This window comes from Bradyrhizobium sp. CCBAU 11361, assembly GCF_028128935.1.
GTDB lineage: Bacteria > Pseudomonadota > Alphaproteobacteria > Rhizobiales > Xanthobacteraceae > Bradyrhizobium > Bradyrhizobium niftali.
This window is the reverse complement of the sequence record NZ_LBJZ01000169.1, coordinates 14,617-33,630: the sequence shown is the minus strand read 5'-3', so window position 1 is coordinate 33,630 and position 19,014 is coordinate 14,617. Positions and strand designations below refer to the sequence as shown.

22 protein-coding genes are annotated in these 19,014 nt (G+C 63.7%); 11 read left to right on the top strand and 11 right to left on the bottom strand.

The genetic code is table 11. The annotated features are described in order from the left end of the window. The first annotated feature begins 205 nt into the window (after window positions 1-205). Window positions 206-349 (top strand): hypothetical protein, encoded by a 144-nt coding sequence (locus XI08_RS17835; RefSeq protein WP_156936898.1) that lies wholly within the window; start codon window positions 206-208, stop codon window positions 347-349. Window positions 350-523: 174 nt separating this feature from the next. Here the strand turns inward: XI08_RS17835 and XI08_RS17830 are convergent, their stop codons facing one another. The 6 genes from XI08_RS17830 to XI08_RS17805 all read right to left on the bottom strand — a co-directional run bounded on the left by XI08_RS17830 (window position 524) and on the right by XI08_RS17805 (window position 7,598). Further along, complete coding sequence (locus XI08_RS17830) at window positions 524-793, bottom strand: DUF3551 domain-containing protein (RefSeq protein ID WP_025575509.1); 270 nt, start codon at window positions 791-793, stop codon at window positions 524-526. A gap of 73 nt (window positions 794-866) precedes the next feature. Next, the gene (locus XI08_RS17825) at window positions 867-1,082 is read right to left on the bottom strand and encodes a hypothetical protein (RefSeq protein WP_271575387.1); all 216 of its coding nucleotides are present in this window, start codon (window positions 1,080-1,082) and stop codon (window positions 867-869) included. Between the two features lie 312 nt (window positions 1,083-1,394). Beyond that, window positions 1,395-4,544 carry an efflux RND transporter permease subunit gene (locus tag XI08_RS17820; RefSeq protein WP_271575386.1) on the bottom strand — a complete coding sequence of 1,050 codons (3,150 nt, stop codon included), beginning with the start codon at window positions 4,542-4,544 and terminating at the stop codon, window positions 1,395-1,397. Next, entirely contained in the window at window positions 4,541-5,617 is a 1,077-nt protein-coding gene (locus tag XI08_RS17815; protein WP_271575385.1) for an efflux RND transporter periplasmic adaptor subunit, read from the bottom strand. The genes XI08_RS17820 and XI08_RS17815 overlap by 4 nt, the downstream gene beginning before the upstream one ends. Next, window positions 5,614-6,741, bottom strand: coding sequence for an efflux RND transporter periplasmic adaptor subunit (locus XI08_RS17810; RefSeq protein ID WP_271575384.1), 1,128 nt, complete (start codon window positions 6,739-6,741; stop codon window positions 5,614-5,616). The genes XI08_RS17815 and XI08_RS17810 overlap by 4 nt, the downstream gene beginning before the upstream one ends. Next, on the bottom strand, window positions 6,738-7,598 hold the full coding sequence (locus XI08_RS17805; RefSeq protein WP_271575383.1) for a sensor histidine kinase: 861 nt from the start codon (window positions 7,596-7,598) through the stop codon (window positions 6,738-6,740). Before XI08_RS17805 ends, XI08_RS17810 begins: the two co-directional genes overlap by 4 nt. A 162-nt stretch (window positions 7,599-7,760) precedes the next feature. Between XI08_RS17805 and XI08_RS17800 the strand changes: the two genes are divergently transcribed. Further along, entirely contained in the window at window positions 7,761-8,423 is a 663-nt protein-coding gene (locus XI08_RS17800; protein WP_027544949.1) for a TetR/AcrR family transcriptional regulator, read from the top strand. Window positions 8,424-8,436: 13 nt separating this feature from the next. Here XI08_RS17800 and XI08_RS17795 read toward each other — a convergent pair whose 3' ends face one another. Then, window positions 8,437-9,105 (bottom strand): TetR/AcrR family transcriptional regulator, encoded by a 669-nt coding sequence (locus XI08_RS17795; RefSeq protein ID WP_271575382.1) that lies wholly within the window; start codon window positions 9,103-9,105, stop codon window positions 8,437-8,439. A gap of 8 nt (window positions 9,106-9,113) precedes the next feature. Next, a complete protein-coding gene (locus XI08_RS17790) occupies window positions 9,114-9,551 on the bottom strand; it encodes a hypothetical protein (RefSeq protein ID WP_271575381.1) in 438 nt (145 codons plus the stop codon). Between the two features lie 469 nt (window positions 9,552-10,020). Between XI08_RS17790 and XI08_RS17785 the strand changes: the two genes are divergently transcribed. The 9 genes from XI08_RS17785 to XI08_RS17745 all read left to right on the top strand — a co-directional run bounded on the left by XI08_RS17785 (window position 10,021) and on the right by XI08_RS17745 (window position 15,220). After that, complete coding sequence (locus XI08_RS17785) at window positions 10,021-10,227, top strand: hypothetical protein (protein WP_271575380.1); 207 nt, start codon at window positions 10,021-10,023, stop codon at window positions 10,225-10,227. Then, window positions 10,224-10,382: a hypothetical protein gene (locus tag XI08_RS17780; RefSeq protein WP_198033754.1), complete on the top strand. Its 159-nt coding sequence runs from the start codon at window positions 10,224-10,226 to the stop codon at window positions 10,380-10,382. The genes XI08_RS17785 and XI08_RS17780 overlap by 4 nt, the downstream gene beginning before the upstream one ends. Window positions 10,383-10,400: 18 nt before the next feature. After that, window positions 10,401-10,619, top strand: a complete 219-nt coding sequence (locus tag XI08_RS17775) for a hypothetical protein (RefSeq protein WP_271575379.1) — start codon at window positions 10,401-10,403, stop codon at window positions 10,617-10,619. Between the two features lie 55 nt (window positions 10,620-10,674). Beyond that, a complete protein-coding gene (locus XI08_RS17770) occupies window positions 10,675-11,193 on the top strand; it encodes a hypothetical protein (protein ID WP_271575378.1) in 519 nt (172 codons plus the stop codon). A gap of 37 nt (window positions 11,194-11,230) precedes the next feature. Beyond that, a complete protein-coding gene (locus tag XI08_RS17765) occupies window positions 11,231-11,827 on the top strand; it encodes a PepSY domain-containing protein (RefSeq protein ID WP_271575377.1) in 597 nt (198 codons plus the stop codon). 150 nt (window positions 11,828-11,977) lie between these two features. Further along, complete coding sequence (locus XI08_RS17760; protein WP_271575376.1) at window positions 11,978-13,147, top strand: DUF3734 domain-containing protein; 1,170 nt, start codon at window positions 11,978-11,980, stop codon at window positions 13,145-13,147. Between the two features lie 28 nt (window positions 13,148-13,175). Next, window positions 13,176-13,967 carry an acetoacetate decarboxylase gene (locus XI08_RS17755; protein WP_271575375.1) on the top strand — a complete coding sequence of 264 codons (792 nt, stop codon included), beginning with the start codon at window positions 13,176-13,178 and terminating at the stop codon, window positions 13,965-13,967. Window positions 13,968-14,047: 80 nt separating this feature from the next. After that, complete coding sequence (locus XI08_RS17750; RefSeq protein WP_271575374.1) at window positions 14,048-14,833, top strand: 3-hydroxybutyrate dehydrogenase; 786 nt, start codon at window positions 14,048-14,050, stop codon at window positions 14,831-14,833. Between the two features lie 72 nt (window positions 14,834-14,905). After that, the gene (locus XI08_RS17745; RefSeq protein WP_271575373.1) at window positions 14,906-15,220 is read left to right on the top strand and encodes a hypothetical protein; all 315 of its coding nucleotides are present in this window, start codon (window positions 14,906-14,908) and stop codon (window positions 15,218-15,220) included. A gap of 130 nt (window positions 15,221-15,350) precedes the next feature. Here the strand turns inward: XI08_RS17745 and XI08_RS17740 are convergent, their stop codons facing one another. The 3 genes from XI08_RS17740 to XI08_RS17730 form a co-directional block, all read right to left on the bottom strand. After that, the gene (locus XI08_RS17740) at window positions 15,351-16,139 is read right to left on the bottom strand and encodes a Crp/Fnr family transcriptional regulator (RefSeq protein WP_271575372.1); all 789 of its coding nucleotides are present in this window, start codon (window positions 16,137-16,139) and stop codon (window positions 15,351-15,353) included. A 301-nt stretch (window positions 16,140-16,440) separates the two neighbouring features. After that, complete coding sequence (locus XI08_RS17735; RefSeq protein WP_271575371.1) at window positions 16,441-17,649, bottom strand: LLM class flavin-dependent oxidoreductase; 1,209 nt, start codon at window positions 17,647-17,649, stop codon at window positions 16,441-16,443. A 54-nt stretch (window positions 17,650-17,703) separates the two neighbouring features. Further along, entirely contained in the window at window positions 17,704-18,942 is a 1,239-nt protein-coding gene (locus XI08_RS17730) for an acyltransferase family protein (protein ID WP_271575370.1), read from the bottom strand. Window positions 18,943-19,014 lie beyond the last annotated feature (72 nt).

The following is a 19,014-nucleotide window of genomic DNA, read 5'->3' as shown; positions in this document are numbered from 1 at the left end:
TCTTCGGCATAGCCGCGGGCGATCTCAGTGCACGGCGACCGGAACCTACATTCGCTCGATATTCGGGCGCCGGGCATAGGTCATGTTGCCGCGCGATCAAAACGCGCGCGACGAAACGTAGCATTGTCCCCGTGCGTGAAGGCACGTCCTTTCGACAGAGCGTATTTTATCGCTGGTGGACGCCCGCTCAGATGGAGGCCAGCGCATGCTTGAGCTTTGGAACAGCTGGTACGACACCCTAGCCTCGGTGGAGGCGCTTGCCATGGTCATCGTCATTGTCCTGGTGGCTGCCGGCGCTATGACGCTGGCGGACAATCGGCGGCAAAAGACGCGTCCAGCAAAGCATTGATCTAGGGGAGTACACGCCCTACTCCGCCACCACCCATCCCGTGGGGCCGCATCGTTTCCTCCGTCGAAGCTCTTTTGGCGGACGATATCAGCAACAGGCCTTCTGCGGAAGAAATCCGGCTACGCCTGGCGCGATAGCGCGCCAGAATGCATTCCGCCGGCTCTCGCCGACATGTCAGCGGTGCGGACGACCGTCCCGCTTCGGCGCATAGGCGTAGGATTGGCCCGATTGGGTCACGTAGGGATCGCGCGTGCACGAGCCACCACGCCCGGAGATCATGGCGAGGCACTGCTCCATCGTCTCGAAGTCACACGACCGCATGCCGGACGACGCATCCTGGCGACAGAATGCGTAATCATGTGCCGCGACCGGCTCAGTTGGCTCCAGGCAGGCCGCGCCTGCCAATACGACAATGCCCAGCGTGCCGGCGAGCATCTTTTTCATGTTGTTTCTCCATCGTTTTGGTTTCGGCACGGTACTCCCGGGATGAAGTCAGTCCTGCGCGGGATCGCGAGGGCTAATTGCAGACCAGGACGCGCCTGTATCGTCGGTAGACGTAGGCGCAATCGCCATCGGAAGAGGTGTCGTGCCCATAGGCGTAGCCGGCAACGGCTCCGGCGTAAGCGCTGGCCGCATACGCGGCGCCGCGATAGCCGTATCGGGCTCCACCGTAGCGGCCGTAGCCTCCGACGCGGTTGTAGGTCACCGATGTGGCACGCGCTGCGTTCGCCACCGCCGGTCCGCCCCGCCCGGCCCCTGCGAGGGCACCCCGCGGTGCAGCTCCGGCACCGAGACGAGGCGCCGGGCCGCCGAGGCCGGCACGTGGCGCACCGCCAGGTCCCATCGGAGGACGCGCTGCGAAGGCCGCAGGACCTCCGGCTGCCATCGGAGGCGGCCCGCCGGCCGCAATCGGCGGAGGCCCGGCCATCGGGGGCGGCGGAGGGAACTGCGCGAACGCTGCATTGGAAGACAACGTCATGATTGCTAGCGCTGCGGTAAGCGGCAGCATTGGAAGTATCTTGTGGGACATAGTCTTTTCTCCTGTTTAGATCTGTGTTTCGAGAACTGGCACGGGCTTGGATACGGAGATCGCCTCCGTGGCTGGCGTGTCGTGCGCAGGCGCGGCGGGCTCGTGCGTGGACGAGTGATCGTCGGGATCCGGGTGAATGCGGAACCAGGCCACATACAGTGCGGGCAGGAACAGCAGCGTCAGCAACGTGCCAACGATGATGCCGCCCATCATCGCGTAGGCCATTGGGCCCCAGAAGATCTCGCGCGCGATCGGAATCAGCGCCAGGCTTGCCGCGGCCGCCGTCAACAGAATTGGCCGCATACGATGCTCGGTCGCTTCCACCACCGCGTCCCAGGCTGGTCGCCCCTCCTTCCTGAGATCCTCGATCTGCACGATCAGGATCACCGAATTTCGGACAAGGATGCCGATCAGGGCGAGCACGCCGAGGATGGCGACGAAGCCGAGCGGAGCACCGCTCGGCAGCAGCGCCATGACGACGCCGATCACGGCCAGCGGCGCGACCGCGAACACCAGGACCAGGCGATGGAAGCTCTGCAACTGGATCATCAGCACCGTCGCCATGACGGAGAGCATGAGCGGAACGACGGCAACGATCGGCGCCTGGCTCTTGGCGCTCTCCTCGACGGACCCGCCGATCTTCACCGAATAGCCGGCCGGCAGCGCCTTGGTAAACTCCGCGACTTTCGGCGCGAGCTCGTCCACGATCGTCTTGGGCTGCACGTTACCGACGATGCCGGCCTTCAACGTGATGGTGGGGATCCGCGCGCGCCGCCAGATCGTCGGCTGCTCGAGCTCGTAACGCAGATTGGCCACGGCACCGAGCGGCACGGCTTGGCCGCCGAGCCCGGTCAATTGCAGGTCGCGCAGGGTGTCGATGGAGGCACGCTCCGGCGCCGTCGCACGTCCCGTGACATTGACGAGATAGATGCTGTCGCGCACCTGGGTGATCGGCGTGCCCTCGAGCACGGAGTTCAAGGTGGTGGCAATGTCCTCCGAGGTGACGCCGAGCTGGCGCGCCTTGTCCTGGAGAACGTCCACCTTGACGACGCGGGCCGGCTCCATCCAGTCGAACACGACATTGCCGAGATCGGGGCTGCCCCGCACGATGCCGGCAAGCTTCTGCGAGAGGTCTCGCACCTTGGCGATGTCGGGCCCACTCAGGCGATACTGCACGGGACGCCCCACCGGGGGGCCGACCTCGAGCAGCTTGACGTAGGTGTCGGTGCCGGGGAACGTCTTCTTCAGGTAGTCCTCGAACTGCACCTTGACCTGGTCGCGGGCCTTGATGCCGCCCTTGGTCACGACCACCATCTGGCCGAACCAGGTGTTGGCGGTCTGCACGTCGAAGGACAGGACGAAGCGCGGCGAGCCGGTGCCGACATAGGACGACCAGTGGTCGACCGAATTGTTGCCCTGGAGCTGTTCGCGCTCGAAGCGCGCCATCTGCGCGTTGGTATCGGCAATGGATGCGTTCTGCGGCAAATTCCAGTCGACCACGAGCTCGGCGCGATCCGAGGACGGGAAGAATTGCTGTTGCACGAAATTCATGCCGAACAGCGCCAGCAGAAAGGCTGCAACCGTAACGCCGATCGTCGTCCAGCGGCGATGCATGCAGAAGAGCAGGAGACGGGCGAACAACTGCGCCACGCGCCCCTTCTGCCCATGATGGCCCGTCATCCTGGCGGGCAGGATGGTGACGCCGAGCAAAGGCGTGAACAGCACCGCCACGATCCACGAGACGATCAGCGAGACGGCGATCACCACGAACAGCGTGAAGGTGAACTCGCCCGCATTGCTGCTATTGAGCCCGATCGGAATGAAGCCGGCCACGGTCACCAGCGTTCCGGTCAGCATGGGAAAGGCGGTCGAGGTGTAGACGTGCGTTGCCGCCTTTTCCAGGGGATCGCCGACCTCGAGCCGCGCGACCATCATCTCGACGGCAATCATGGCATCATCGACCAGCAGGCCGAGCGCGATGATCAGGGCGCCAAGCGAAATTCGCTGCAGCGAAATGCCGGCATAGGCCATCACGACGAAGGTGATGGCGAGAACCAGCGGAATCGCGATCGCCACGACGAGGCCGGCGCGCATGCCCAGGCTGAGAAAGCTGATGCCGAGAACGATGATCACGGCCTCGAACAGCGCCTCGGTGAAGCCGGACACGGCATGCTCGACAACGACGGGCTGATCGGCGACGAGGTGAACGCCGACGCCGACCGGCAAGTCGGCAGTAATTCTCGACATCTCCTCCTTCAGCGCCTCGCCGAAGTGCAGCAGATTCGCACCGGACTTCATGCCGATGGCAAGGGCGATCGCCGGCTCCCCGTTATACCTGAACAGGGTCTTGGCCGGATCGGCATAACCGCGCTTGACGGTTGCGACGTCGGTCAGGGGAAAGAAGCGGTCGTTGATGCGCAGATTGACCGCCTTCAGACTTGCCTCTGACGTGAACTGGCCGTTCACGCGTACGCTGATCCGCTCAGGCCCCTCCTGGAATACGCCGGATGGGGTGACCGCATTCTGCCCCTGCAAGGAGCTCATGATCGCGTGAACGTCGAGGCCAAGGGCCGCGATCTTGCGGGTGGAGAATTCGAGATAGATCACCTCGTCCTGTGCGCCCAGGATGTCCACCTTGCCGACATCGGGCACAGTCAGGACCTTGGCACGGATGTCCTCCACATGATCGCGCAGCTGACGCTGGCTCAGGCCGTCGCTGGTGAAGGCATAGATGTTGCCGAACACGTCGCCGAAGCGATCGTTGAAACCGGGCCCGATCACCCCTTGCGGGAAGTCGCCCTTGATATCAGCGATCATGTTGCGAACACGAATCCAGGTCGGCTTCACGTCGGCAGCCTTGGTGCTGTCGCGCAGATAGACGAAGACGGTGGTCTGGCCCGCAACCGTCACGCTCTTGGTGTAATCGAGCGACTCCAGCTCCTCGAGCTTCTTCTCGATCCGGTCGGTGATCTGGCGCGTCATCTCCTCGGGTGACGCACCCGGCCACTGCGCCTGGACGACCATGGTCTTGATGGTGAAGTCGGGGTCTTCCTGCCGTCCCAGCTGGAGATAGGCAAAAAGCCCCGCCGCCATGAAGGCGATCATGAAATACCAGACGAGCGAGCGATGACTGAGCGCCCAGTCGGAGAGATTGAACGACTTCATGGCTGCTGATCCTGTTCGATGCGGACTTGCTGTCCTTGCTTGAGACTGTGGACCCCGGCGGTGACGACGCGTGCGCCAGGAGCAAGTCCACCGGTGACGCGCGCCCCGGTTTGGCCAGCCACCACATCGATCCTTTGCAGCGACACCGTGCTGGCGGGCTGATTGACGATCCAGACGAAATTGGCGCCATCCCTGGCGAGCAGCGCCGACGCAGGCAGTTGGAGAACCGGGCCTTGCTGCCTGCCGAGCTTCGCCGTGACGGTCGCGCCGAGCCGGAAGCTGTCAGGCGGATTGCTGAGCGCAATGCGGACCCGCCGCAGGCGCGTTACCGGATCGGCTTGCGGCGTAATCTCGCGCACGCTGCCTTCCACTTGAACCGCCGGCAGGAGCTGCAGGCTGACCGTGAACGCCAGACCGACCTCCAGCGGCAGCGGAAAGTCCGGTCCGATATCGACGACCGCTTCGCGGATATCGGGCCTTGCGATCGTCACCACGCTTTGCCCGGGCGACACCACCTGGCCGACGTCCGCACCGACCGCAGTGACCACACCGGCGAAGTCGGCCTTGATCTGCGAATAGCCGAGCTGCTCGATCGCCTTGGTCAGATTTGCCTGCTCGCGCGCAACCGTCGCTTCGGCGCCGGCACGCGCCTGCTCGGCGTTATCCAGCGTCTGCCTCGTGGTTGCATCGGTGGTGATGAGCGTTCGCTGCCGTTCCTCGGTCGCGCGCGCGGTCGCGAACTGCGCCTCGGCCTTGGCAAGCTGGCCTTTGGAGGCACGAACGGCAAGCTCGAGGGCGGTCGAGTCAATCGTTCCGACCGTCTGTCCTTCACTCACGAGATCACCGACGTAGACGGGACGCGTGATCAGTCGTCCCAGCACGCGGAAGCCGAGATTGGTTTTGTAGCGCGGCTCGATAATGCCCACCGCAACGGCATCGTCCGCGTGGTCCGCTGCGAGAAGCAGCGATTGGACGGGCCGCACGGCCTCGGGCGCCTTTGTCTCCTGCTGGCATCCGGCAAGCGCGAGCGCGCATGCAAGCGGACCCGCCACGATCATTGCGCGACCCGTCACGAGGGTTCTCCTTCATAAGTCACGAGCTGGCCCACGCTCAAAAGCTTGCCGCCATCGACGACGACGCGCTCGCCCGGATCGAGACCTGCCTTGATCAATACTTCTCCGGCCTCGTAGCCACCGACTGTCACCGGCTTCAGCGAGGCGGTCCGCGTCACCGGATCGACGGTCCAGACCGCAGGGCTGGTGCCCGCCGCCATCAATGCACGCCAGGGCAATGCGATCTGCCGCTCGGCCGTCACTCTCACAGTCCCCGCGACGGGGCTTCCAAGCGTCATCGCGGCAGGCGGGTCCTTGATCGCTACCTTGACCCGAATGGTCGAGCTCCTGGCGTCGACGGCCGGCGAAACCTCCCGAACCTCGCCGCTTGCAGTCACGGTCGCATCGGAGATCAGCATCAACGAAACGCTGCTTCGGTCGGCAGTTCCGAGGAAAATGGACTCATAGACGTCAAAGACGACGTCTCGCTCCCCGTCCTGCGCCAGCGAAAATACCGGCTGGGCAGCCTGTACGACTTGACCGGATTCCAGACTGCGTGCGGTGACGACGCCGTCGGCTTCGGCTCGCAGCGCGGTATAGCCGAGCACATCCTTCGCGGTTCCGAGTTGCGCTCTTGCCGCTTCAAGCACGCCTTCGGTGGTTCGCAACCCTTCCTGCGCCTGGTCGTAGGCCGTGCGCGTGGTGAAGCCGCTTGCGATCAGCGCCGTCTGCCGATCGAAAGTCGCCTTTGCGACGCGCAGCTGGGATTCTGCGGCGAGAACGGCGGCGGTGGCGGCGTCGACATCGGCCTCCTGCTCGGCCGGGTCGAGAATGGCCAGCACTTCGCCGGCCTTCACGTGGATCCCGACATCGACATAGCGCGCGAGGACGCGCCCGCTGACGCGGAACGAGAGATCCGCCCGAAAGCGGGCCTGCACCTCACCGGTCAAGGTAATCGAGGATTGCCGATCCCTCGGCTGCACGATTTCCGTGCGCACGACAGCGGCGCGCGCGGAAGGAACGGTGGCGTGATCGTCGCAGCCGCCGAGCGCGGCAGCAATAAGCGCGAGGGCCAGGCCGCCGAGAGGCTTCAGCAAGCGCTCGGTTCGACCGATTTTGGGGAGGTTCGAATAGCGCGGGTTCATAGCGCGTCCGTGTGGTGAGAGGGTGACAGGAAATTGCCCAGGACGTCCGGGCCCGTGCCGAGCGTCGCCCGTTCGCGCGCCCGCAAGGAACGCTCGATCTGCTCCGAGAGGCCGGAGCCGGGTGTCACGGGCGCGCTGGTCTTCAGCCGGCGCGGCGACCTCATGCGCCGCGTCGCCATCGACCAGCTTGCCTGCCGCTCCCGCTCGCTCAAATGAAACGAGACCACGACGGATGTGAACTCGGCAGCGAAGCCGTGCTCGATCCGTCCGCCGAGCCCCTTCGCAAGATCATTGCTGATCTGGAACTCCCGGCCCAAGGCCCGCGCCGGCCGCGAGCCGTTGTCCAGCACCACGCAGTTCGCGACCGAGCCGATGCGCGACAACTTGACCTTGATCTCGCCGGAGCGCGCATCGAAATACGCATGCTTCGCGGCGTTGACGATGAGGTCGTGGACGATCAGGCCAAGCCGTCCGCACCGCTCTGGCTGAAGCGGGAGAGATTCGGTGGTGAGCGCCAGCCGGATCCCCATTCGGTCCAGAAAGGACTGGCGCACGGCGCAGCCCAGCCTGCGAATGTAAGTCGCGGCATCGATGAGGACATCGCCCTCGGGCATGGCCAGCGCCCGATGCAGCTCCGCATGTCCGTGCAGCAGCTCGACAACGTCGCTCAAGGCGGCCTTGGCTTCCGCCCCGTCGGCGCGGATGACCGCGGCCGAGACCAGATCGATCGCCGAGGCGATCCCTTTATCGACCCTGTGATGCAACTCGCGCAGCAGGATGCCGTGGTGTGGGCGGTCCGGGTCGGGGCACGACATATTCACTCTCTCCTGAGGTCGACCGGACGATCGCTGGGCCAAGGTTTGCGGCCTCGACTGTCCGGGAGGTGCCGCCGCTGGTCCCGATGGACGTCGTGGCGATTAAATAAACTATACCGTATATTTTCTTTTTGTTGCCTTTTCCGGCCCGCCATGTCAAGTGCGATCTGCGCGCGCACAGACTCGTGACTGGAGGATCGACGGATGACCAAGAAGAGCACCCCGAAACGGGGCAGACCGCCCAAAGACCTTGCCGGCGACGTCCAGGTCCGGATCCTTGACGCGGCCCAGCAGCTTTTTCTCGAGAAGGGCTATCGTAGTGCCAGCATCGACGACATCTCCGAGCTGGCGCCGGCGAGCAAGCCGACCATCTACGCGCACTTCCCCGGCAAAGAGGCACTGTTCGCAGCGGTGGTGGCCCGCACCATCAGCAGGCTGACGGATTTCGAAGGCATCGAGCCCGAGGGCCGCACCCTTCATGACAAGCTCTCGAACCTCGGCACCACCATCGTGGAAAATCTCATCGAGGAATCGCTCGGCATGGTTCGCGCCACGATCGCCGAAGCGCAGCGTTTTCCCGAGTTGAGCCGCAACGTCCACGACGCCGCGCGCGATCGCTCCGTCAATGCCGTTTCCCAACTCTTGAATGAAACGACGCAGAAGCTCGTGCGCGCTCCCAAGGGGCCCTTCAGCGGCAAGCGAAGCCTTGCCACCGCTCAGATCTTCCTGGATCTGATCCTGTTGCCGATGCTGTTTCGTTCGCTGGTCGGGGAGACACCGAAGGAGCTGAGACGGGAGCTGCCGTCCTTCATGCGCGAACGTGTCGGCTTCTTCCTTGCGGCCTGTGAGGCAGACTGGACGCCGTGAGCTAGCGCTGGGCTCAACAGGTGGATTTATGGCGCAAGCCGGCCTGAACGTTGATGAGTTGAGGAGGCGCCGGGCCAGCGAACGCCGCGTTGCCAAGCGCCCCCGCGCAAAAGCGCATCATCTCGTCGAACGCCGGCCGAAGCGCGGTCGCCCTGACACGGGAGGGATTGAGGTAAGCATCCATCGCGTCCAGCAGACAGCAGGCGAGCGCCATCGGGCTGCCGCCCCGGAACTCCCCGTTCACCTGCCCAGCCGCGATGATCGACCGCACGACGCCGCGAAGCCGATCCGCATGAGACAGGCTGGCCAGCCAATTCGCCTGTCCTGCAGCCACCACCAGTTCGTGCAATCGGACATCGTTTGCCAGCCGGTCTTCATGCATCCGGGAGACCGCACCAAACGCTGCATTCAGCCGCTCCAGGCTTGAGCGGCCGCTTCGCGCTGCACTTGCGGCCGCCGCCGACACCTCCTCGAGCAGCGCCGTCACGACGGCCTCTTCGAGCGCTCGGCGGGAGGGATAGAACCGGTAGAGATTTGCGGGAGACATGGATGCGTCGCGAGCGACGTCGGCAACCGTGGTCTTTCGGTACCCGATCTCCCGGTACAAGCGGATTGCAGCCTGCACAATGCGTTCACGCGTGCACAACAATGAAGCCTGGCGGGTCGTCTGCGCCTTCAGCATGCTCGGCCTCAACGCAACGGAATCGCGTGCATCTCACGCCGACAGGCCTCGCCGAATTCACGCAACGGATCCATCTCCTCCAAGAAGCCCGGCAGGTCGACGAACGACGTGTTCGGTGCGAGGTAGGTCTCGATGATCAGCCGGCCTGCCCGCTCTGCGGCATGGACCACATCATCGTCGGACAGAATCCGCATGCGCCCGATAAGCGCATACAAATTCACCAATGCCGGGATCTCGGATTTGTCGCTGGTGAGCGCGTCCGCGTAAAGTCGGGACGCCTCCTCAATAAAGCTTCGATAGAGCTTTTCACGCTTCGACGTCGCGTGCGCGTGATGGCGCTCGCGGAGTCTGCGGCGCCGGCTCATCCATCCCGTCACGATCGTGGAAATCGCTCCGAAGGCCGAACCTCCGAACGCGGCGAAAGCAGGAGCATATATTGTGTTCATACGATCGTTCCTCATTCCTGGCGTCGCGCTATCGGCGCGATCCCACGGTCCTGACCGAAGCTCCAGCGGCTGCATGGTCGAAGACGGCCCTGCAAGCTTCGTTCAGGTCCGACTTTCTTTGCCTGAGACAGGCTTCCACATTAGTGGGATCGGGGATGTAGCCCGCGCACAGGCGAAACGCGTCCGAAGTGCACGCCGCTCTCTGCTCAGCTGTGCCGCGGTCCTCCTGCGCGAACGCAGCGGCGTCCCACGCAAAGAGCACCAGCACTGCGAGCACCAACCGGTTCTTCAACATATCGAATCCTTTCTCGAGTTGAGGCATCTGCTTTCAAAGGGACCCTTGGCCTCACTCCGAAGTCTCCCTCGTCCGACCAGGACGAACACGGGCTTGTGAGTCTCGGCTCTTGACACATCCCGCGATCCGCGTTGTATATGAAATATACGGTGTAGTTTATTTAGGAGACGGAAGATGTCAAGCCTGTTCCTGGCGCTCGTGCGGGAAAATCCCTGGCCCGGGATTGCCGTCGCGTCGCTCAATCTGATGGTGGCCGTGTCGCTGGTGGGCGTGAGCCTGCTGCTGGGTCTCACCATTTCGGTGCTCGCCTGGGTGCACGCGCTCGCCGGTGGCGACGCCGCGCCGGTGCGGCATGCGGCCAACCGGAGGAGCCTCGCATGACGTCGGGGCTGTTGCTTGCGCGCAATTGCATCATCTGCTGGGTCACGGTGTGGCTCGCGCCGGTCGAACCCATCTTCGACGCGATCGAATCCGAACTCGTCCGCAGAGGCGTCGCGCTTGAAGGCGTCGAGCCCCCTTCCCCGCCCGCCGCGTGAGCATCCTGGACGTTCGACATGCTCAACTTCATCGAAGTGTTCGACGTCATGGACGTGGAGCCGGCCACCGGCTCTTCGGTCTGGAGCGGACTCACCGGCACGCGAGCGGCCCTCGAGCGCGACGGGCACATGATCGACCCGAAGGCGATGTCCTACTGCCCGATCGAATGGCTCGACGAGCGCGGCTATCTCGACGCCGAACGCGCGTCCCGGCACCCGCGGCCCACGAGCTTTTGAAAATGAGACGGAATCATTTCATGCCTGGGAGCTGGCGGCCGTGAGCAGAAAGTCTGTGCTGTCGCGTGCGCGCGCCGTCGTCGAGCCCGAGCTACCCCTGCGGGCGTATTTTCTCTCGGTGGGAGGCGCGCTGCTCCTCCTGCTTCTGGCGGCCGACTGGGTGTTGCCCGCACCTTCGCCGAGCCGGCTCTTGGACTCGCATTCCGCGTTGCCGCCGATCCGGATTCACTCGGAGCGGAGGGGACCCGAAGCGGCCGTCATCGACACCAGCGGGTTCGGACAGCGTCCGGCGCCCGCCGAGCACGATATCGCCCAGGCGCAGTTGCCGGAGACTGAAGTCGGCGACGCCGTTGTGCGTGACGATGACGGCAACCCGGCGGCGGCCGATCTACGCGTTCGCGAAAGCCTGGCCCAGTTACAGCCCGCCGTTCATGATCAAGCAGGGCGGGGCGGAAGGCTACATGAGATCACGGCGCGACGTCGCAAGCTCGCTCCGGCGCGGGCTCGAAAGTTGTGGCGATCTGCTCGGCATCCGGGCTTCCAGATCAGCCGGTACGCCTTCGTGCCGAACTAGTCCACCGATCATGAAGAACATCACAGGATTATGCGCGATGCCAAAGAAGCTGTTTGCCCTGATCGTTTGTTCCGCGGCCCTCGCCGGCACCGGTGCTCTGGCCGGTGTCACGCAGGTACCTGCCGACGCCGAACAGCAAAGCGCGACCGCGCAGGGCAACGTCGAGGAGGCAGCCATTCGCCGCGTGCTGGAGCAGTTCCACACCACGAAGGTCCCGATCGGACAGGCCATGGCGATTGCGGAGGGTCTGCACGATGGATCGAGGACCGCAGACATCAGCTTCGAGATATCCGGTCCGCCGGTCTACCGCGTGCGCACGATCAAGAACGAGCGGGTCTTTGAGAATGTCATAGATGCGAACACCGGAAGGGTATCGCAAACGGAGATCGCGTCATCGCTCAAGGAACTCGATCGCGCGGACCTCGCCAAAATCATCGCCCTGAAGTGGATCAAGCAGGAGTTGTCGGACGCGGTGCGGGTCGCGGAAAGCGCGGCGGACGGACGGGCGCTCGCTGGCGGGTTGGTGAAACAGGATGGCAAGCTCAACTTCGTGGTCGTCATCGCTACCAGCGATCGCCTGAAGGAAGTGATGCTCGAGCCACCCAAGGTCGGACAGCGGTCAACTCAGCACTAACCACGACGACGCGCCACTGAAGCACGATCTCGTGAGTTGCGCATTAGCGCACGATATATACACTACACCGTATAGTTTGTTTTAGCGAACGGTCATCGCGGCTTCCGCAATGCCGGCTCGATCATCCCACACCCGAGAGCAAGACCAGTCATGAATTTCCAGCCCCGATCACACCTGCCGGCCACCCAACGGCGGCTGCCATTCGATTGCATAGCCCTGTTGTTGCAAGGCGGCGGCGCTCTCGGCGCCTACCAGGCGGGGGTGTACGAGGCGCTGGCGGAAGCTGGCATCCACCCCGATTGGGTTGCCGGCATTTCCATCGGCGCGATCAATGCCGCGATCATCGCGGGCAACCCGGCCGAGTCGCGTGTTGATCGGCTGCGCGATTTCTGGACGCAGGTAACTTCGACTGCACCTTGGGACTGGGCCGGAAACCCATTTCTCGATGCGCGCAACGAGAATGCGCGCAATATCCTCAACCAGATGAGCGCGGGCCTTGCCGCGGCATGCGGCGCAAACGGGTTCTTCTCCGCGCGCCCCCTCCTGCCATGGCTCCACGCCGGCGGCACGACCGAAGCCACCAGCTTCTACGACACCGGCGCGTTGAAGAGCACGCTGGAGCGCCTGATTGACTTCGATCGCATCAACGCGGGGATGACGCGGTTCAGTGCAGGAGCAGTCAACGTGAGAACAGGCAATTTCGTCTATTTCGACAACAGCACCCACACGATTCGCCCAGAGCACATCATGGCAAGCGGCGCGCTGCCACCGGGCTTCCCCGCCGTGGAGATCGAGGGCGAGCATTACTGGGACGGCGGCCTTGTCTCCAATACGCCGCTGCAATGGGTCATCGATGGGGGTGTGCCGCAGGACATGTTGGCGTTTCAGGTCGATCTCTGGAGCGCGAAGGGGCAGCTTCCGGGCAATCTGCCCGAGGTCGTCACGCGTCAGAAGGAAATTCAATATTCCAGTCGAACGCGCGCGAGCACCGACCAGTTCAAGCACGTGCAGCGCCTGCGACGTGCGCTCACGACGCTCCTGGACCGGATTCCCGAAGAACTCAGGGAGCACGAGGATGTGAAGCTCCTGAACACTGCGGTGTCTCCCAACGTCTACAACATCGTTCACCTGATCTATCGGGCGCGCAACCACGAAGGCCACTCCAAGGACTACGAGTTCTCCCGCCTTTCGATGCAAGACCATTGGCGCGCCGGCTACCACGATGCGCTTCGCACCTTGCGTCATCCCGAGGTGCTCGCACGCCCGGTCACCTCGGACGGAGTTTCCACATTCGATCTGGAGCACGATGGCCGTGAATAGAGCGCTGATTTGATGCACGGAGAACCCCATGCGTGAGAACGATGTGCGCAAGCGCGCCTTTGCGATGCCGCTCACCAGCCCGGCCTATCCGCCAGGCCCCTATCGGTTTGTGGATCGCGAGTACCTGATCATCACCTATCGCACCGACCCGGCAAGGCTGCGCGCTGTGGTGCCCGAACCGCTGGAACTCGATGACCGCAACCCGCTCGTCAAGTATGAATTCATCCGCATGCCGGATTCGAATGGCTTCGGCGACTACACGGAAAGCGGCCAGGTCATTCCGATCTCGTTCCGTGGCCACACGGGCGGCTACAACCACTGCATGTTCCTCAACGACGAAGGACCGATTGCCGGGGGACGCGAGCTCTGGGGCTTTCCGAAAAAGCTCGGCCAGCCGACATTGCGGACCGAGATCGACACGCTGATCGGTACGCTCGACTACGGGCCCTTGCGGGTGGCGACGGGCACGATGGGCTACAAGCACCGCGAAGCCGATCTTGGCCAGGTCAAGGCCGCGCTCGAGGAGCCGAATTTTCTGCTCAAGATCATCCCGCATGTCGATGGCAGCCCGCGCATCTGCGAGCTCGTTGAATATCGCCTCGAGCAGATCGCGTTGAAGGGCGCCTGGACCGGACCCGCGGCTCTCTCCCTGACACCGCACGCCTTGGCGCCGGTCGCTGATCTGCCCGTTCTGGAGATCGTCTCGGCGCTTCACATCCGTGCAGACCTCACGCTGGGACTTGGCAGAGTGGCCCATGACTATCTGCAAGAGCCAGCGCGACGTCCGTTCCGGGCTTCAGAACGAAGTCTGGTCACCTGATCGGAAATCCACAAAACCAACTGGCGCATGAACCGCGAGGCTTCGCCAGCTGGCGCAACACACGGAGCAAAGTGACTGAGATGGTTATTAAGGGCAAAACTGCGATCGTGACCGGCTCGACGAGCGGCATCGGCCTCGCATGTGCGCGCGCCTTCGCAGGTGCCGGCGCAAACATCGTGCTAAACGGAATGGGCGAGGCGGCCGATGTCGAGAAGGAGCGCTTGGCAATCGAAAGCGAGTTCGCCGTCAAGGCGATCTATTCGCCCGCGGACATGGCGAAGCCAAGCGAAATCGCCGGGCTGATCGCGTTGGGTGAAGCGACGTTCGGGGGTGTGGATATCCTCGTCAACAATGCCGGCGTCCAGCACGTCTCTCCAATCGAAGAGTTTCCGCTCGAGAAATGGGATGCGGTCATCGCCATCAATCTATCCGCCGCATTCCATGCAATCCGTGCGGCTGTGCCGGGCATGAAGAAGCGTGGCTGGGGCCGGATCATCACGACGGCTTCGGCGCATTCGCGTGTAGCTTCGCCGTTCAAGTCGGCCTACGTCGCAGCCAAGCACGGGATCGCCGGCCTGACCAAGACCGTCGCGCTGGAGCTTGCGCGTTCGAAGATCACCTGCAACTGCATCAGCCCCGGGTATGTTTGGACCCCGCTGGTGGAAAAGCAGATCCCGAACACGATGAATGCACGCAAGATGAGGAGAGATGAGGTCATCAGCGACGTGCTGCTCGCGGCCCAACCCACCAAGGAATTTGTCACTGTCGAACAGGTGGCTTCGCTCGCACTTTTTCTGTGCAGTGACGAAGCCGCGCAGATCACCGGCGCCAATCTCGCGATCGATGGCGGCTGGACGGCAGCGTAGGCTTGCGGCGGTCGACTCATGGCTGTCCGCGCAGTGAGGCGATCCGCGCGCGCAACACGGAAATTGCACGACATGGCATCAGACGCAATCGACGGTGACATCGACGAATCCAGCGGCCTGGCCGTCCAGCATATCGGCGTGCGCGGACGCACTCTGCAGCATGGTCTGAGAAATGGCAGGCCACTTGATCTTGGCGGAGACCGGAAAATGTCAGTCGCTCTGCGCAAGTGCGAGCACGCGTTCAACGAGGACGTATTGCCGCCTCATGCCAAGGTGGCAGAGCCACTCGAGTTCTACGCTGCGCCCAAGTTGGATAACCCATCCCGCAGTCTCAAGGACGCGATAGGCAAGACGGGGCCTGGCCCAGTTGCAGCCCGCCGTTCATGATCGAGCAGGACGGGGGAGCCCGCATGAGATCGCGGCGCGACGGCGCAAGCTTGCTCCAGCGCGGAGGACGCCGAGCCGTCCAGAGTGAGTCCTCGCGAACGGGGCGCAGCGGACCTCATATGCGCCCTGACTACCGCGCGGTTGTTTCCGGGAATGGCGCAAGGACAGGCTGCGGCGCCGACAATTCCTGGCAATACATCCGATCGATCTTGTCCTGCATGAGCGCATAACAATCGCATGCAACGCGCTCGAGCCGCACCCGGTCGATCTCGATAAACCCGCGCCGGTCGGACGGGACGGCGCCGGCCGCACGCAGCTTGCTCATCGTCAGCGTCGCTGTTGTCCGCCGCACTCCAAGCAACTGCGCAAGCGCCTCCTGCGTCACCGGGAGGAGATCGTTGGGAACGCGGTCGTGGAGCTGCAGGAGCCACCGCGCCATGCGGCCATCCACAAGGTGCAGCGCGTTGCAGGCCGCAACGTGCTGGAGCTGCAACAGCAACGCGCGGACGTGGACCTGCACGACATTCCTGATGGCCTCGCTTCGCGCATAGGCAGCCCGAAACCTGGCGGCGGAGATTTGCGATGCCGTGCCGGCCACGCGAGCAACCGCGGTCACGGATGAAAGCGACGGGCCGAGCGCGGAGAACGAGGCCAAAGCGCCTTCCCGTCCGATCAACGTGGTTGCAACCGTTTGCCCGTCCGGCATATCGAGCATGAAGGCGATTGCCCCGCTGTGGGGAAAGTAAACCGGGTCGAGCTCATCGCCCGACCGCACCAGGACGGTATCGGGCTCGAACGAAACCTTCTGGAAGTGGGGCGTGAGCAAGCCGAGATCCGCCGGCGGCAACGCTGCCAGCAACCGATTGCCGACGCCAGTGCGGTGGACGGTCGCGATGCTTTCCGGTGCACGAGCCGTCATGAACAACGGTATCCACTTCTCTTGTTCACTGCGATTCCCCGAAATTCGAATTGGCGAACGCAAATATCCAAACAGAGCCCTTGGGGGAGATCAAGTACGGACTATTGCGGTCCCAACCGGCATTCTTCCGCGCAAACAGGATGTTGAACGCATCATACGGTTAACGGTCTTTTGCAACCGAAGGATTTAGATGAGCTGATCGATCAGCAGGGGTTGCGCCAGCGCGCGGGAGTGGGCGATTAGCCCCATGCGGAGGCCCCGCGCCGCCAATAGAGGCATGGCCGACGTCAAACGTACACCCCTATCCCGCGGCCGCCACCTTCGCCGGGGCGACGTTGACGGCGAGCTTGCCGTAACGGTCGGTGAAGGCCTGGGTGTCGATCTCCTCGAGCTTGATCTCGCCGCTCATGACGCCCCTCTTCCACGCCGCCTGCGCCGGATCGTTCTGGAACTCCGGCATCACCTCGCGGCCGAACAATTCGAGCGATTCACAGATGTACTCGTGGCTGTTCTTGCCGGCCTGGTTGAGCAGGATCACCTGGTCGATATGCGAGCTCTGGAAGCGCTTGAGCTTCCTGCGGATCGTCTCCGGGGAGCCGATCAGGCCGCCGCGCAGCGCGGCCTCCTGGGCCTCGGGATTGTCGCGCTTCCACTTGTTGTACTCGTCCCACATGTTGACGGTGTAGGGCGCGGGCCGCTGGCGGTTCTGCGCGGCGCCGTAGAAGCGCAGCGCGAACTGGAAGAAGGTGGCGCCGTCGGCGCGGGCGCGGGCCTCTTCATCCGTCTTCGCGCACATGAAGAACGACACCAGCGCCATGTTCGGGTTGATCTCGTAGTCGGCAAGCTTGTGCAGCCGCTTGGTCATGGCGTTGTAATAGGCGTGCACCCAGGCATGGGCGGCGTCGGCGCTGACAAACTGGAAGCCGAGCGCGCCAAAACCGTGGCGGCCGGCGCGCTCGATGGTCGGCAGCTGCGAGCAGGCCATCCACAGCGGCGGATGCGGCTTCTGCACCGGCTTCGGCACGACGTTGCGCAAGGGGATGTCGAAATACTTGCCGTGGTGCTCGCTGCCCGCGTCCCTGAACATCGGAAAGATTGCGGCGACGGCCTCCTCGAACACCTCCTTCTTGGTCTCCATGTCGCGGCCGAACGGTTCGAGCTCGGTGATGGAGGCGCTCTCGCCCATGCCGAATTCGCAGCGGCCATTGGAGAGCAGGTCGAGCACCGCGACGCGCTCGGCAACGCGCGCGGGATGGTTGGTGGTGAGCTGGAGGATGCCGTGGCCGAGCCGGATGTTCTTCGTGCGCTGGCTCGCCGCGGCCAGGAACGATTCCGGCGAGGGCGAGTGCGAATATTCCTCGAGGAAGTGATGCTCGACGACCCAGGCATGGTCGTAGCCCAGCTTGTCGGCGAGTTCCATCTGCGAGAGTGCGTTCTGGTAGAGCTTGAGCTCGTCGCCCGCCACCCAGGGCCGCGGCAGTTGCAGCTCATAGAAGATGCCGAACTTCATGACGCCTCCCGCTTATTTTTGTTGCGGGCATCTTAATGAGCGGGGCGGCGCTGTCTACGCAGTCGCAATTCCGCCTTGCGGGAGAACACGCCGCACGGCGCGGCGGCCATTCAGGATCGCACCAATGAAGGTGAAGCGCACCAGCCAATGATAGCTTGCCAGCATCGCCGGAATTGCGACGACGACAATGACGGCAAACTTGATCAGCCCGGGCCAGTCGAGTTGCGACAGCACGACCTGCAGCGCCATCACGATCGGCATGTGGATCAGATAGAGCCAGTAGGACGCATCGGCGAGGTAGCGCCAGATCGGGCTGAAGCCGGACATGAAGCGAAGCGCGAGACCGATGGCCGCGAAGGTCGAGATCCAGATCGCCGGTGCATAGAGGATCGCGGAGACAAGCCTGAGCGTGGCAGCGCTGAAGGGCAGTTTCGGCGCACCCGGCACGGACAGGATCACACCCGAGAGCACGAAGCTGATCAGGATCAGCACGACCGCAAGCAGGAGATGCGGGAGCCAGCGTCGCTCGAGCAGCCGCAGCAGATCGACCTGCCGATGCAACAGCCAGCCGACCCCGAAGGCGGTGCCGAAGCCGATCCAGGCCTGCGCGTTGGTGATGAGCGACTGATCCGGGGTCCTCACCCCCATCACGTTGATCCAGCGCTGGTCGAGACAGAAAGCGATGCCGATCGGGAGCGCCAGAAGCAGGGGGGCCAGCGGGCTTCGCACGATGCCAGCGAAGACACGGTCAACGACCGCTCGCCAAGTGCCTGTTACATCGAACCAGACGACGGCGCCGCGCAGCAGCAGCATCGCGACGTAGAGCTCCAGCAGCACATAGAGAAACCAGAGATGGGTCAGGGGGAAATTCGGCAATACCGGCGGCCAATTGCGCATGCCGGGAGTCGGACCGCCATTGGGAAAGCCGGAGGCCCAGATGACCACCAGAGCCATCGGCGTAAACACGATCGGCCAGCCGATCACGAACGGGAGCCCGATCCGCTGCAACCTGTCCCTGACAAAGCCCCAGCTCCCCCGGCGATGGAAACTCATGCGGGCAAAGAAACCGGCCATCAGAAAGAAGGTCGTCATCCGGAAGACGTGGATGGTGAAGGTCAGCAGGCCCAGGAGGAGGCTTGGATGGGTGTCCTGGATGAACCAGAACCGGGGCGTGGCGGGCACGAACGACATTGCCGCGTGCAGGACGATGCCGAGCAGCAAGGCGCCGCCCCTGAGCGCATCAAGGGCGTGCAATCGTTCCGATGCGGGGGCGGCGGCGGTCGAATGGGACATGGACGGGGCTCGTACAGGCTGGTGAGGGGTTTCTCGCTGGACAGTCTGCCCAATCGGGGCGCGGCCCTCTCG